Origin of the sequence: Thiosocius teredinicola, from assembly GCF_002009425.1 — a bacterium.
Taxonomy (GTDB): domain Bacteria; phylum Pseudomonadota; class Gammaproteobacteria; order Chromatiales; family Chromatiaceae; genus Thiosocius; species Thiosocius teredinicola.
Genome location: NZ_CP019936.1, coordinates 4,613,111 through 4,627,250, shown reverse-complemented (window position 1 = coordinate 4,627,250; position 14,140 = coordinate 4,613,111). Strand labels below are relative to the sequence as shown.

The 14,140-nt window shown below is 61.2% G+C and carries 17 protein-coding genes and 2 riboswitches; of the genes, 10 read left to right on the top strand and 7 right to left on the bottom strand.

All coding sequences use genetic code 11. The annotated features are described in order from the left end of the window. Positions 1 to 5: 5 nt before the first annotated feature. A complete protein-coding gene (locus tag B1781_RS21890) occupies positions 6 to 1,163 on the bottom strand; it encodes a hypothetical protein (protein WP_078121719.1) in 1,158 nt (385 codons plus the stop codon). Positions 1,164 to 1,228: 65 nt separating this feature from the next. After that, positions 1,229 to 1,334: riboswitch (glycine riboswitch) on the top strand. A gap of 15 nt (positions 1,335 to 1,349) precedes the next feature. Next, a riboswitch (glycine riboswitch) is annotated at positions 1,350 to 1,448 on the top strand. Between the two features lie 60 nt (positions 1,449 to 1,508). On the opposite strand from B1781_RS21890, the gene gcvT reads away from it, so the two are divergent. The 6 genes from gcvT (at position 1,509) to B1781_RS21860 (ending at position 7,075) form a co-directional block, all read left to right on the top strand. After that, on the top strand, positions 1,509 to 2,600 hold the full coding sequence (gene gcvT / locus B1781_RS21885) for a glycine cleavage system aminomethyltransferase GcvT (protein WP_078122185.1): 1,092 nt from the start codon (positions 1,509 to 1,511) through the stop codon (positions 2,598 to 2,600). An 89-nt stretch (positions 2,601 to 2,689) separates the two neighbouring features. After that, the gene (gene gcvH / locus B1781_RS21880) at positions 2,690 to 3,088 is read left to right on the top strand and encodes a glycine cleavage system protein GcvH (protein WP_078121718.1); all 399 of its coding nucleotides are present in this window, start codon (positions 2,690 to 2,692) and stop codon (positions 3,086 to 3,088) included. 38 nt (positions 3,089 to 3,126) lie between these two features. Further along, on the top strand, positions 3,127 to 4,542 hold the full coding sequence (gene gcvPA / locus B1781_RS21875; protein WP_078121717.1) for an aminomethyl-transferring glycine dehydrogenase subunit GcvPA: 1,416 nt from the start codon (positions 3,127 to 3,129) through the stop codon (positions 4,540 to 4,542). Positions 4,543 to 4,603: 61 nt separating this feature from the next. Then, the gene (gene tpx, locus B1781_RS21870) at positions 4,604 to 5,104 is read left to right on the top strand and encodes a thiol peroxidase (RefSeq protein ID WP_078121716.1); all 501 of its coding nucleotides are present in this window, start codon (positions 4,604 to 4,606) and stop codon (positions 5,102 to 5,104) included. A gap of 61 nt (positions 5,105 to 5,165) precedes the next feature. Beyond that, entirely contained in the window at positions 5,166 to 6,614 is a 1,449-nt protein-coding gene (gene gcvPB / locus B1781_RS21865; RefSeq protein ID WP_078121715.1) for an aminomethyl-transferring glycine dehydrogenase subunit GcvPB, read from the top strand. A gap of 86 nt (positions 6,615 to 6,700) precedes the next feature. Next, positions 6,701 to 7,075 (top strand): diacylglycerol kinase, encoded by a 375-nt coding sequence (locus B1781_RS21860; RefSeq protein WP_078121714.1) that lies wholly within the window; start codon positions 6,701 to 6,703, stop codon positions 7,073 to 7,075. 77 nt (positions 7,076 to 7,152) lie between these two features. Here B1781_RS21860 and B1781_RS21855 read toward each other — a convergent pair whose 3' ends face one another. Then, positions 7,153 to 7,575: a SoxXA-binding protein gene (locus B1781_RS21855; RefSeq protein WP_125932224.1), complete on the bottom strand. Its 423-nt coding sequence runs from the start codon at positions 7,573 to 7,575 to the stop codon at positions 7,153 to 7,155. A gap of 83 nt (positions 7,576 to 7,658) precedes the next feature. On the opposite strand from B1781_RS21855, the gene B1781_RS21850 reads away from it, so the two are divergent. Genes B1781_RS21850 through moaE form a run of 4 tightly spaced genes read left to right on the top strand, consistent with a single transcriptional unit; the run spans position 7,659 to position 10,603 of the window. Next, positions 7,659 to 8,591 (top strand): carbohydrate kinase family protein, encoded by a 933-nt coding sequence (locus tag B1781_RS21850; protein WP_078121712.1) that lies wholly within the window; start codon positions 7,659 to 7,661, stop codon positions 8,589 to 8,591. A gap of 42 nt (positions 8,592 to 8,633) precedes the next feature. After that, positions 8,634 to 9,875 carry a molybdopterin molybdotransferase MoeA gene (locus tag B1781_RS21845; protein WP_334223820.1) on the top strand — a complete coding sequence of 414 codons (1,242 nt, stop codon included), beginning with the start codon at positions 8,634 to 8,636 and terminating at the stop codon, positions 9,873 to 9,875. Beyond that, positions 9,872 to 10,123 carry a molybdopterin converting factor subunit 1 gene (gene moaD / locus B1781_RS21840; RefSeq protein WP_078121711.1) on the top strand — a complete coding sequence of 84 codons (252 nt, stop codon included), beginning with the start codon at positions 9,872 to 9,874 and terminating at the stop codon, positions 10,121 to 10,123. The genes B1781_RS21845 and moaD overlap by 4 nt, the downstream gene beginning before the upstream one ends. A gap of 15 nt (positions 10,124 to 10,138) precedes the next feature. Continuing rightward, positions 10,139 to 10,603, top strand: a complete 465-nt coding sequence (gene moaE, locus B1781_RS21835; protein ID WP_078121710.1) for a molybdopterin synthase catalytic subunit MoaE — start codon at positions 10,139 to 10,141, stop codon at positions 10,601 to 10,603. A 266-nt stretch (positions 10,604 to 10,869) separates the two neighbouring features. On the opposite strand, the gene B1781_RS21830 is transcribed toward moaE, so the two are convergent. From B1781_RS21830 to B1781_RS21810, 5 genes are all read right to left on the bottom strand, one after another. Further along, positions 10,870 to 11,658: a DUF3379 family protein gene (locus B1781_RS21830; protein ID WP_078121709.1), complete on the bottom strand. Its 789-nt coding sequence runs from the start codon at positions 11,656 to 11,658 to the stop codon at positions 10,870 to 10,872. Continuing rightward, entirely contained in the window at positions 11,655 to 12,158 is a 504-nt protein-coding gene (locus B1781_RS21825; RefSeq protein ID WP_078121708.1) for a sigma-70 family RNA polymerase sigma factor, read from the bottom strand. The genes B1781_RS21830 and B1781_RS21825 overlap by 4 nt, the downstream gene beginning before the upstream one ends. A gap of 150 nt (positions 12,159 to 12,308) precedes the next feature. Beyond that, a complete protein-coding gene (locus B1781_RS21820) occupies positions 12,309 to 12,779 on the bottom strand; it encodes a DsrE family protein (protein WP_334223819.1) in 471 nt (156 codons plus the stop codon). A 59-nt stretch (positions 12,780 to 12,838) separates the two neighbouring features. After that, a complete protein-coding gene (locus B1781_RS21815; RefSeq protein WP_078121706.1) occupies positions 12,839 to 13,573 on the bottom strand; it encodes a hypothetical protein in 735 nt (244 codons plus the stop codon). Next, complete coding sequence (locus B1781_RS21810) at positions 13,570 to 14,136, bottom strand: RNA polymerase sigma factor (protein WP_078121705.1); 567 nt, start codon at positions 14,134 to 14,136, stop codon at positions 13,570 to 13,572. Before B1781_RS21810 ends, B1781_RS21815 begins: the two co-directional genes overlap by 4 nt. Positions 14,137 to 14,140 lie beyond the last annotated feature (4 nt).

Genomic DNA, 14,140 nt, shown 5'->3' with positions numbered 1-14,140 from the left:
GATCTTCAGATCGTTGGACGGTCGGGAATCTCCGGATAGGCGGGCAGGCCGGCTTCCTGACGATCTTCGAACTCGAGGTTTGTGGCTGCGAAGGGTGTCTTCTTCTCCGACACGATGATGTTGTCGGTGATGTCCGCTTGTAGGCCTTTGATCTTGGTGTGGAACAGGCGATTGTTGCCTTTGCGTTCGAGGATGATCACGTTGCGCTTCAGCGTGAAGGCGTTTTCCTTGTGGCGCTTTTTCTCCACGGCGAAGCCGATGGCGTCGAGATTGCTCGATTTCGGACCCTGTTGCAGGGTGCAATCGGTAATCGATGCGATGCCGCCGTTGGAGATGTCGATCAGGCGACTGTCCTGGTTTGTCATCGAGGCGATCACGCTGTTGGTGATCGTGGTGCGTTTGGCGCGGGATTTGACTTCGTGTCCCTGGCTCTTGGCGCCGAGAAAATAGCTGCGATCGATCTCCAGCACCCCGCCACCCTGGTAGATGCCGTGGGCCCGCCCGCCATGCCCGAGGCGCTCGAAAAAGCTGTCTACGATCACCACCTTGCCCGGCTTGTTGCCGGTCAGCAGGCCTTGTTGCGATGAATGGAAGAACACGTGTTTGAGCGTCAGGTTCTTGCCCTGCAGGCGCACGCAGGCGCCGTTGCCGTCTTTTACCTTCACGTCACGACACTCGATGTTCTCGATCGTGGTGTTGTTGCCGTTGACGATAAAGGTGCCTTTCCCCTTGGCTGCGGCGCCGCGGAAGGTCACGTGACCGCGTCCGATGATCAGGATGTTGTTCGCCTTGGTCGCGATGCCGGTGTCGTAGGTGCCGCTGCCGATCTCGAGGATCGAGCCGTCGCGCATTTTGCGTGAAGCTTGCGTCAGATTCTTCATATCGCGGCCATCGAGCCGAATCTGGCCGGGCCCCAGTACCACGTCGATGTTTGCCCGCCAGCGCTTCAGTGATGCCCGGCCGATGATCCAGTCGTCCGATGCGGCAGCCTCTGCGCTGGCGATGATGCCGGTTTGGGCGAGCTTGTCGCGTAGGTAGTTTTCGACCTTGTCGGCGGCGCGTGTGACCTTATCCGGGGCATAGATCGTGGCGGCCACGGTGGCGAGCACGCCGGCCGCAGCGAGGATGATCAGGGAACGAACGATGGGCGTCTTGAAAGCCATGGCGAATTGCGGGGATGTCCAAGTTGGCAAGCGGATGTTTACTTTATATAGTCGCGACTTCGATCCCAACCCCTGTGGGAGACATTGTTGCCGGCACTGTGATCCGGGCGACAAGGCCGAAGGCGCAATTTCCGCCCGGAATCGCTCAGGCAAAAGGACCACGGGGATGAATTCGGCGGACGGATTCGGATCGACTCTGGAGAGCGGTGCCCGCGGGTACCCACCGACGGGGCACGGAGCGCGCAGCGCTTTCAAACTCTCAGGTCGCCGGACAGAGGGGCGGTATGGTTGTCGTGGCAGGCGATAGCCATACCGCCCCTTTGTTTTTGGCCGCTGGAGATGGTGATGGACAAGAAGACTGTGCTCAACGAGACCCACCGCGACATGGGGGCACGCATGGTGTCGTTCGGTGGCTGGGACATGCCGGTGAACTACGGTTCGCAGATCGAGGAGCATCATGCGGTCAGGCACGATGCGGGCATGTTCGATGTCTGTCACATGACGGTGGTCGACCTGCGTGGCGCGCGCACCCGCGAGTTCCTGCAACACCTGCTGGCGAACGACGTGGGTAAACTGCAAAACCCCGGTAAAGCGCTCTATTCGTGCATGTTGCGCGAAGATGGTGGGGTTATCGACGATCTTATCGTCTATTTCTTGTCCGAAAACTGGTTTCGTATGGTCGTCAATGCCGCCACCACCGAAAAAGACGTCGCGTGGATCGAGGCTCAGGCGAAGCCGTACGAGGTCTCGGTGGAGCCGCGATTCGATCTCGGCATGATTGCGGTGCAGGGGCCCAAGGCGCGCGAGAAGGCCAAGACGGTGCTGCCGGGTGATCTCGCGGCCTCCGCCATGGATTTGAAACCATTCAGCGCGGCATACGCCGGCGAATGGTTTGTCGGTCGAACCGGTTATACCGGGGAAGACGGCTTCGAGGTCATGATGCCGGAAAGCGAAGCGCCGGCGTTCTGGCGCGCGCTGGCCGACGCGGGGGTTGCGCCGTGCGGCCTGGGTGCGCGCGATACCCTGCGGCTCGAGGCCGGGATGAACCTGTATGGCAGCGATATGGACGAAACACAGAGCCCGCTGACGTCGGGCCTGGCGTGGACGGTCGCCCTGGAGCCGCAAGACCGTGCATTCAACGGACGCAGCGCCCTTGAGCGGCAGCGTGCCGGTGGTGATTTGCCGAAGTTTGTCGGCTTGTTGCTCGAGGGCAAAGGCGTGCTGCGCGGTCACCAAAAGGTATTCGACGGTGATCGCGAGGTCGGTGAGCTGACGTCGGGCGGATTCTCGCCCACACTTGAACGTTCGATCGCGATGGCACGCGTTGCGGCCGACGCCGGCGAGCAACTCACGGTCGATGTGCGTGGCAAGCGACTGACCGTGCGCCGTGTAAAAATGCCGTTTGTGCGCAACGGAAAGGCGTGTATTGCGCTGTAATTGACATAGGACCGGTCGCTCGACCGCAATTAGAGAAAAGCGGTTCGGTGAACAACGCCGATCGCGCCAGAGCCCGAGAGGAAAAAACAATGAGCAATGACGTCCCAACAGAACTGAAGTACACCCGGTCGCACGAATGGGTGCGTGTGGATGATGAGGGCATTGCCACCATAGGCATCACCGACCATGCACAGGAGCTGCTTGGCGACTTGGTTTTCGTCGAGCTGCCGGAAGTCGGCGCCGAACTGGGTGCCGGGGCCGAATGCGCCGTGGTCGAATCGGTCAAGGCGGCATCGGACGTCTACAGCCCGGTCACCGGTGAAGTGCTCGAGGTCAATGAGGTGCTTGCCGATGCGCCGGAGACGATCAACCAGGATGCCTATGAAGACGGTTGGATCTTCCGCGTCCGCCTGGCCGACCCGTCGGAGGTTGAGGCGCTACTCGACGCCGATGCCTACGCCGAACATGCTGAATCCGAAGAACACTGATCCGCAACGCTGCATCACCCGCTTAGAAAACACCGCCAATGCCGTTTATCCCGCACACTGAAGACGACGTCCGCCAGATGTTGGATGTCATCGGCGTCGATTCGATCGACGATCTTTTCGACGAGATCCCGGCCGATCTGCGCGCCGCTGCGCTGCAGCATGTCCCCGAAGGCATGTCGGAGATGGAAGTCACCGCGCTGATGCACGCCAAGGCGCGCGAAGACGGCCAGCCGGTCTGTTTCATCGGCGCCGGTGCATACGATCATCACATCCCCGCTGCCGTCTGGCAGATCGCAACCCGCGGTGAGTTCTACAGCGCCTATACCCCGTACCAGGCCGAGGCCAGTCAGGGTACTTTGCAGCTGTTGTATGAATACCAGTCGATGATGACGGCACTGATGGCGATGGACGTGTCGAATGCCTCGCTGTACGACGGTGCATCGGGCCTGGCCGAGGCCGTGCTGATGGCGGTGCGCGCCAACCGCAAATCCAAGTCGCGGCGTATCCTGGTGCCGCGAACGCTCAACCCCGCCTATCGCAAGACGGTGGACGCGATCGTGCGCAACCAGGGCATCGAACTGGTCGAAGTACCTTTCGACGCGAAGACGGGCAAGACCGATATGACGGCGCTCGATCCGTATGCCGGTGAGGACTTCGCGGCGCTGGTGATCCCCCAGCCCAACTTCTTCGGCGTGCTCGAAGACGCCGATGCCATGACCGATTTTGCTCAGGCGAACGGCATGCTGGCGATCGCGGTGGTAAATCCGCTGGCGATGGCGGCGATCTCGCCGCCCGGCGAGTGGGGCAACGCCGAGAACAACGGCGGTGCGGACATCGCCTGCGGCGAGGGTCAGCCCTTGGGTGCACCTTTGTCGTCGGGTGGGCCGTATTTCGGATTCCTGTGCGCCAAACAGGCGCTGGTGCGCCAGATGCCGGGAAGGATCATCGGCAAGACAGTCGATCTCGACGGCAAGGTCGGCTATGCCTTGACCCTGCAGGCGCGCGAGCAGCATATCCGCCGCTCGAAGGCGACCTCGAACATCTGCACCAACCAGGGTTTGTTGGTGACCGCCGCTACCATCCACATGGCCTTGCTCGGCGGTGAGGGTCTTGCGCGAGTCGCGGCCCACTGCCACGAAAATACCCAGAAGCTGCTGGGGCTACTCGATGCGATCGAGGGTGTCACACGCCTGTTCGGCGACAGCGCGACCTTCCATGAAGGCGTTCTGCAGTTGTCGGCGCCGGTTGCTGACATCCTGCGGTCACTGGCGGCGCACAACGTGCTCGGTGGATATGATCTGAGCAATGATTACCCCGAACTCGGCGATGCAGTGCTGGTGTGCGCCACCGAGCTGCGCACCGACAACGAGATCAGCGAATATGCGACCAAGCTTGCGCGGGTGATGGCAGCCCGAACCCAGGCAAGATGTCCGGTCGAACCCAAGTTCAATTGATGACCAACGCGCGTGCGTCGCGAACGGCGACGTGTCGATAAACCCCTGAAGGAGACACGATATGGCACAGATAACCTTGCACGGATCCCCGATCAACACCAATGGTGATCTGCCCGCCGTCGGCAGCACCGCACCGGATTTCCGCCTCGTCGACGGCGAGTTGAAGGAGGTACGCCTCAGCGATTTCGCCGGTAAGAAGAAGATACTGAGTATCGTACCGAGCCTGGATACACCCGTTTGTGCGACCTCGACCAAGGTGTTCAATGAGCGCCTGGGCGGGCGCGACGACGTGGTCGTGTTGGTGATCTCGGCCGACCTGCCGTTCGCCCAGGGCCGCTTCTGCCAGGCCGAAGGCACGGCCGACGTCAAGACGCTGTCGATGATGCGCTCGCGCAACTTCGCAAAGGACTATGGCGTACTGATCGAAGATGGCCCCTTGGCCGGCATCACCGCACGCGCCGCGATGACCCTCGATGCAGACAACAAGGTGTTGCATGCGCAGATGGTCGGCGAGATCGGTGAAGAGCCCGACTACGATGCTGCGATCTCGGCCCTCGGCTAAGACCGCACCCACCGCAGTCGACCACACCTCCCAACAGGCCTAAGCACCTACGACACCAGCGATGTTGATCTACGAGCAATCCAAGAGCGGCCGTCGGGCATTCGCCCAGGCGCCGAAAGACAAACCAGCGTTGAGCGGGATTCCCGCCGGCATGCAGCGCAAGCAGCCCCCGGCACTGCCGGAGGTATCGGAGATGCAGGCGGTACGGCATTACACGCGGCTGTCGCAGAAGAACTTTTCGATCGACACTGAGTTCTATCCGCTGGGTTCGTGCACGATGAAGTACAACCCGCGAGCCTGTAACTCGCTGGCGATGCTGCCGGGATTGTTGGGACGTCATCCGCATGCCCCCGATTCGCATAGCCAGGGATTCCTGGGCTGCATGTACGAGCTGCAGGAAATGCTCAAAGACGTCACCGGTATGAAGCAGGTGTCGCTCGTGCCGGCGGCTGGTGCGCAGGGTGAGTTTGCCGGCGTAGCCATGATCCGCGCCTATCACGATGCGCGCGGTGACGCCGAGCGCAGCGAGATCATCGTGCCGGATGCAGCGCACGGTACCAATCCGGCAACCGCGGTGATGTGTGGTTACAAGGTGCGTGAGATACCGACGCTGGATGACGGCGATGTCGATGTCGAGGCCTTGAAGGCGGCCCTTGGTCCGCAAACGGCCGGCATCATGCTGACCAACCCTTCGACTGTCGGTGTGTTCGAACGCCGTATCACCGAGATCGCCAAACTCGTTCACGAAGCCGGCGGTCTGCTTTACTACGACGGCGCGAATCTCAACGCGATTCTCGGCAAGGTGCGTCCGGGTGACATGGGTTTCGATGTCATCCATATGAACCTGCACAAGACGTTCTCGACGCCGCACGGCGGTGGCGGCCCCGGTGCCGGCCCGGTCGGTGTCAGTGAGCGTTTGGTGCCGTTCCTGCCGGTTCCAATGGTTGGTTTCGATGGCAGCGACTACCACTGGATTACCGAAAAAGACCGTCCGCAAACGATCGGCAAGCTCTCGGCTTTCGCGGGCAACGCGGGCGTGCTGCTGCGTGCCTATGTCTATGCACGCATGTTGGGCCGCGAGGGCATGGTGCGCGTATCCGAATACTCGACACTCAACGCCAACTATCTTGCCAAGCGTTTGTCCGACGCCGGCTTCAAACTCGCCTATCCGCAGCGGCGTGCGACGCATGAGTTCATCGTTACCTTGAAAAAGCAGGCGAAGGAACTGGACGTCACGGCCATGGATTTCGCCAAGCGCCTGCTCGATTACGGGTTTCACGCGCCGACCACGTACTTTCCATTGCTCGTGCCTGAGTGTTTCCTGATCGAACCCACCGAAACGGAAGACATGACGGCGCTCGACGGTTTCGTCGAGGCCATGGTGAAGATTCAAGACGAGGCGCAGAACGCGCCCGATACGGTCAAGTCAGCGCCGCATACCCTGCCGGTTCGTCGGTTGGACGATGTGCGGGCCGCGCGCGAACTCGATCTTCGCTGGCAGACGGATTGACGTTTTCAGTGTAGGGTAGCGCCCGTTTTGAATCGCGTGGCGCAACGGAAACGCCGCGCACCAGCTGTCATCTGGCGGTCACACTGATGTCTGAATTCAACGAAACGACGGGGCTGACGCGCCTCTTTCGCGCGTTCGGTTATTCGTTGCAGGGGTTTCGCGCCTGCTATCAGTACGAAGCGGCGTTCCGCCAGGAAGTACTCGTCGCGCTGTTCGTGGTGCCCTTGGGATTCTGGTTGGGCGAAGGCGGCGTCGAGAAAGCGTTGCTGGTCGGCAGCTGGTTGATCGTCATGATCGTCGAACTGCTGAACTCGGCAGTGGAGGCCACTGTCGATCGCTTCGGGCCCGAGCATCACAAACTATCGGGCCGCGCCAAGGATATCGGCTCCGCGGCCGTGTTTCTGTCCATCAGCTTCGCGGTCATGGTCTGGGCGCTGATCCTGTTGCCGCGTTATCTGTAGCTGGAACAATCGGGCGAACATAAAAAAACCCTGCGCATCTCAGCGCAGGGTTTTGTGTATCAGCCGGCTTGGCTTGATCAGTTGTAAAGGTATTCGGGATTGCCGACGTTCTGTTGGGCCGATGCCTGTTCTTTGCCCAGCATACCTTGATCTTTTGCCTGTTCGGCCAGCTTCATGGCGGTGCCGAAGTTGCCATCGGCAGCGGCTTTTTCGGCCTTCTCGATGATCTTTCCGGTATCTCGCCACTCACCACCGGCTTCGGCAGCCGCTTTTTGCGCGGACTTGGCAGCCGCGATCGCAGAATCGGCAGCGGCCTTGTCAGCGGCCAACACACCGCCGCTCATGCTCAAGCCACCAATCAGCAAAGCCAACGCGATTTTTTTCGTCAGCATGGGTTCCTCCAGTAACTCTGTATTGTTTTGATGTTTGCAGTTGCACCTAGGTGCCTGCCCGGCCGGCGCCAGATAAGCCCGGCCAAAAAACTCCGCATACGGTACCATTTCGCCTGGATTCGTGCACTAGCGCGAGATGTAGCGAAGCGATTCCGTCCGGTTGAAAGCACACATTTAGCAAGGGAAATCTGATGTCAGCACTGATTTGTGGTTCGATGGCCTTCGACACCATCATGGTATTTCAGGATCAATTCAAGAATCACATTCTGCCCGATCAGGTTCATATCCTTAACGTGTCATTCCTGGTGCCCGAGATGCGCCGCAATTTTGGCGGCTGCGCGGGAAATATTGCCTATAACTTGAAGCTTCTGGGTGGTGACGGGCTGCCGATGGGAACCGTCGGGGTCGACTTTGCGCCCTATGCCGCCTGGTTGGATCAACACGAGATTCGCCGCGACGCCTTGCAGGAGGTCGCCGACAGCTACACGGCACAGGCCTATATCACGACCGACCAGGACGACAACCAGATCACCGCATTTCACCCTGGCGCGATGAACTTCGCCCACCAGAACCGGGTCGCGGACATTGCCGGGGTCACGATCGGCATGGTGTCGCCCGATGGCCGCCAGGGCATGATCGAACACGCCGAGCAGTTTGCCGCCGCCGGTATCCCCTTCATTTTCGATCCCGGCCAGGGCATGCCGATGTTCGACGGCGACGACCTGAACCGGTTCGTGTCGCAAGCCAGTTGGCTGGCCTTCAACGATTACGAGGCCAAACTGATGACTGAGCGCACCGGCAAATCGCCGCAGCAAATGGCGCGCGAAGTGAAAGCGGTTATCGTGACGCGCGGCGGCAAAGGCTCGACGATCTACACCGAAGGCAAAGAGATCGAGATTCCCCTGGCGCCGGCCGAGAAGCTGGCTGATCCGACGGGATGCGGCGACGCCTATCGCGGCGGGCTGTTGTATGGCCTGCAGAACGGCCTGGATTGGGAGGTCACCGGGCGTATTGCTTCGCTGATGGGGGCGATCAAGATCGAACATACCGGCACCCAGAACCATGCCATCAGTCGCGCCGATTTCGACGCGCGATTCAAGGAGGTATTCGGTTTCGCGATCTAGGTTTTCAGATCGCCGGCCATCTTGTCCGCTGCGGAGAAATGCGTGTCTGCCACTGAATGCACACCCCATCTCAATGATCTGCTCAGCTATGAGCAGGCCGTCGAACAGATCGTCGCCGCGGCGCAGCCCCTGACCGAGCACCGCAGTGTTCCCCTGCGTGAAGCGCTCGGCTGTGTGCTCGCAGAGCCGGTAATCAGCAGCATCGACGTGCCGGGGTGGGACTACAGTGCAATGGACGGCTACGCGTTGCGTGCGGCCGATAGTGCGCATAGCGGGGCCGAACTGCCGGTCAGTCAGCGACTGCCTGCCGGTGTTTCACCCGAACCGCTCGAGCCGGGTACGGCCGCGCGCATCTTCACCGGCGCGCCGATACCCGCCGGCGCCGATACGGTCGTCATGCAGGAGGTGTGCGAAGCGCTCGACGACCGGGTGCGGATCAACACCGAGGTGCAGCCTGACAGCAACATCCGGCGCCGCGGAGAAGACATCGAACGCGATAGCGTCGTCATTCCGGCCGGCACCAAGCTGCAGCCGCAGCATATCGGCTTGGCGGCGACCGTTGGTTGCGCTCGGTTGAGCGTGGTGCGTCCCCCAAAAGTCGCCCTGCTGGCGAGTGGAGACGAGCTGGTAACGCCGGGCGAGCCGCTAGAGCCGGGCAAGATTTACAACTCGAACCTGTTCAGCGCGACGGCCATGCTGCAGGCGCTGGGCTGCGAGGTCATCGACATGGGCATTGTCGAAGACACCTTGCAAGCGACCAAGGCTGCCTTGTCGCGTGCGGCCGCGCAGGCCGATCTGGTGTTGGCCTCGGGTGGCGTGTCGGTCGGCGAGGAAGACCACGTGAAACCCGCTGTCGAGGCTTTGGGTTCGCTCGATCTGTGGAAGATCGCGATACGTCCCGGCAAACCGGTGGCGTTCGGCACGATCGGCGGGACACCGTTCATCGGGTCGCCGGGCAACCCGGTATCGCTTTTCGTCACCTTCATTCTATTCGTCAGGCCGTTCCTGCTGCGCATGCAGGGTCGCGATGACTGGCGACTGCAACCGATGACCGCCAAGGCGGATTTCGACTGGCCCAAGCCCGATAAGCGCCGCGAGTTTCATCGCGCCCGCTTGTTTTACGACGAGGCCGGGATACCCTGGCTCAAGATGCACCCCAGCCGTTCATCAGGCGTGCTCAGCTCGATGACCTGGGCCAATGGCCTGATCGTGATCCCCGAGAACACCCCCTTGAAGCGAGGCGATGATGTACGGTTTCTACCGTTCAGCGAGATCCTGACATGATCAAGATTCTGTATTTCGCCAGCCTGCGTGAGCGGCTCGGCACGGGCGAAGAGACGATCGATGACGTTCCGGCAACCGTCGCAGCCCTGCGTGCTGCGCTGGCGGCGCGAGGCGAGGCCTGGTCGGAGGTGTTCGGTGGTGACAAGCAACCGGTGCTGAGTGCCGTGAACCAGGAGATGGCCACGGCTGACCAGGCGCTTGCCGATGGGGATGAAGTCGGCTTCTTTCCGCCAGTGACCGGCGGCTGAACCGGCGAGGTAGCCATGCAGGTCGAGATACGTGTGCAACAAGAGCCGCTGGATGCGGTGGGCGAGATTCCGTGGGTGTATGACGGTAACCCGGCCATTGGCGGGGTGGTCAGTTTCATCGGCCTGATGCGCGACATCAACCAGGGTGACGCCGTGTCGACCATGACGCTCGAGCACTATCCCGGGATGACCGAAAAGGCGCTCGCCAAGATTGTCGACGAAGCGGGCGAGCGTTGGACGCTCGACGCCGTGCGGGTGGTCCATCGTGTCGGCGAGATGCGGCCCCAGGATCCGATCGTGCTGGTGGCCGTTGCCAGCGCCCACCGCGGCGAGGCATTTCGCGCCTGCGAGTTCATCATCGACTATCTGAAGACACGCGCACCGTTCTGGAAGCATGAACAGACCCCCGAGGGGGCGCGCTGGGTGGACGCACGCGACAGCGATGACGCCGCGGCTGCGGCTTGGTCGAAAGAGGACTAGCGGCCATTCTCCCCGTATGGCCGGGCGCCACCGGGGCGAAATGTGATCCCAAGGCGCCGAGACGATGGCCGCATTGGGTTGGTCATACGCGGGTCACGGGTTACCATACCGGCATCGACTCGCCGTCTTAGGAGTCCGAAGTGGCTTGGATCACCCGAAAACGCGAATGCAACGTCTGTGGTTGCACTGAAATGACGCGCTATCACCGCAGCTTCTGGATGCGGATGTTTCGGGGCAGCCAGCTTTTGCGCTGCCGGCAGTGCCGCTCAACGATCCTGTTGCTGCGCGACTCGGGGGCCGAGGCTCAGTCGTCGCTCGAACAGGGCTGAGGCCAGCTCACCCGCATTGGCTGGCCAGCGTACGGCATCGGCCAGCGCTTCACCCATACCGTCCAACCGTTCGCCGCTCTCGCCGACGACGGCAATACTGCCCCAGGCCGTCGGTGTGATCTCGCCTTGGAATCGGTCCGAAACGATTGGCAGGACGCCGTCGGTATCTTCGCCGGGCATAAAGAACACCGTGATCGGCCCCATTTTGCCGGGCATGACCAGGTGGACCCCTGTGCGATGACGCATCGGGCATTCAGCCGCGAAGTTAACCTGTCCCAGATCGCCTGCCAGCTCGGCATCGAACCGATCGAATACGAACTTCAGCCGGCCATTCGACACCGGCTGGGCTTCTCGCAGGTGGTTCGACTCGTCGTCGATATGGTTGAGAACCGACTGAGCCAAGCTCAGGTCGCTGCGCTCATCGATGGTGTGCCAGACGGAAAACAGGCTGACGCCAATGGTCAGCAGCATTGATGCAGCCGCGGCGTACCACCAGCGGCGCTTGCTCTCGACCCGGTGTTCGTAGCGCGCAGCGAGCTGAATGCGCTCGGCCAGCCCCTCCGGCGGGGTGACTTCCTGCAACAGGTTTCTCAGCGCAATCTCCTGCGCACGGGTTTCGCGCGCAAAGGGTGCGCAATCCGGGCAGGTTTCCTCGTGCGCGAGCAATTCCTCGTCGTCGCAGAACGGATCAGCCAGCAGGCGGCGGCGGAAATCCAGGCAATTCATTGTGCGGCCTCCTTAAGTGGATGATCCGTTAATCGATCCCGAAGTGTCTTTCGGGCCCTGAACAGGCGCGTTAGCACCGTGTTCGTGTTGAGATCCAGGATTCCTCCGATCTCTTTGCAACTGAAACCGCCGATCACCTGCAGCAGCAGAGGATCGCGGTACTCCGGCTCGAGCTCGGCCAGCGCACGACGCGTGGCGAAGGCCGCTGCGCTCGTGTCATAGCCACGCACCGGCACGTCAGGAAGCTCGTTCGGGTCGTGCGCCTCGGGCCGCTGTCGCTCATACAGACGGGCGTGCTCGTTGCGCAAAATGGTGTACAGCCACGCGCGCGCCGCCTTGGCGTCGCGCAGATCCTTACGCGACCGCCAACCACGCAAAAACGTTTCCTGAACAAGGTCTTCCGCGGTATGCGGGTTGTGGCACAGGCCCATCGCGTAACGATACAGCTCGGGCGCCAACGCCTTGACCAGGGTGTCGAAATCGGTGCGTAGTTTTGCCATCAGGAAGGAGACCGAAAACGTGAACGAAATATTTCGTCGCCACGGTTGTTGATAGCGGCAAAAGAATGGCCCGCATAAAGCGGGCCCAATCGGGTACCTCGGAGGGTATTCGGCATATCCGTCGGAAAGGGACGGATATGGCCTAGAGGTTCATGGTTTGATGTAGGTGAAACCCTGGGATTGCAGGGCGGCAAGTTCCGCCACGCCGCTCGGCACGATATCGGCCTGGTCGACGTTGTAGAGATGCTCGTCCACGATCACACCGCGTCCCTTTACGGTATTGGCGCAGACTTTGAACGACACGCCCTGGTTGCGCAGGCCGTCGATTTTCGCCTGCATCTCTTCGTTTGCATTTCCCGATTTGAACTTCTTTACCTTGCTGACTGCATCCGGCAGGAGCACCATCGACAAACCATTGCCATGCATGACAACGCGCAGGTCGAGGTTGTCGGCACCGACTGCGTTGATGTGGTTTTGGATGTTGCGTAAGGCACCTTGTTGTTGTTTCGGGTCGTCCCCGTTCACGTGATAGACGACCTTCTGTTTGGTGTAGCCTGCCGTTTCTGCAGTAACCCCCATCGAGGTCATAAGGCCAACCAAGCCTATTAGGATCAAACTCATAACTCGCTTCATCTTCTCTACTCCTTCGGCCCTGCTCTCCGGCAGGTGGTGGATAAAGGCTAGACGCGGATATACGACCAGCCTTCACGTTGCCGTTTGACAACATGATCAACGCCGGAGTCGATCACCTCGGCATCCGGGATCAGTTTTACTTCGATGCCTTTCTCAACCTGGATGCGGTTGATGCTGTTCTTGCAGGCGACGAAAGTGAGATTCGAATAACGCTCGGCGAGAACGTGGATACGCTGTTTGTGTGCGGTCAGGCGCTCGCGCAACAGGTCGAGACCGTTGTTGTTGCTGACCACCTCGACGCGCAACAGTCGGCCATCGGCCTCGTAGGCCCGCAGCAGTCCTTCGACCTCGTCGAGCAACTCGCCCGCCGCCACCTGATCGGCCTGGGTGAGGTGAAACACGATGCGGGTTTCGCCGTCGGCTGCGCGCGCCGGCGCCTGGCCGCGGCCATCGGGGTCGAGAACGACGAAGCGCTGACTGTTGGACTGCCAATCAGGCGAGTTTGCGTGCAGCAGCCAGCCACTGATCAGGCCGAGGGCGAGCAGGGCAAAGCCGGCCGCCACAGCACGCCACGAGCCGCTGCGTCCGCTCATGCCGCGGCGCGTCGGGCGCGGCGGAATCGCGTAGGCAAGCCTGACCTGGGTCTTCATCTGCCCGAGTTCACAAACCCGGCGGGATAGTTCCTTGTCGCCACGCATGGCTTCGAGCAATTCGGCCTGCTGGTCGTTGCTCAGTTCGCCGTCTACGTATGCGTTCAACTCAAGATCGTCATTCGAACTCATTGGTGCCTCCTCAGCGGTACTACCTCGGCACGTCCTATGCCTTGCTGTTCCAGGATCTCGCGCATGCGACGACGGGCGCGTGACAGCCGACTCATGACGGTACCCACCGGTACATCCAAAATGGCCGCCGTATCCGCATAGCTGAACTCGGCGACGTCGACCAGGGTCAGGACTTGGCGCTGGTCTTCATTGAGCATCGCGATCGCCTCGCGCGTGCGCGTGATCAACAGGGTGCGGTCGGCGGCGTGTTCCGGATCGCCGTCGTCGGCGATCAGGCTTTCGTTCTCCAGCCCGGTCTCGGGCTGAATGCGGCGGAACTGGTCGCGGTAGTAGTTGGCCAGGATCTGGGTCAACCACACCTGCAGCCGACTCTCTTCGCGCAGCGAATCGAGCTTGCTCAGCGCGCGCGTCAGGGTTTCCTGCACCAGATCGTCGGCCTGGTGGCTGTCGTGGCACCACGACCACGCAATCCGGTACAGGCGTTCGCGTTCGGCACAGATCGCCTGGCGCAGCTTGCGCCGGCGGCCGAAATGTCCGAACAGGGATCCGTTACTGTTGCTCATGTGC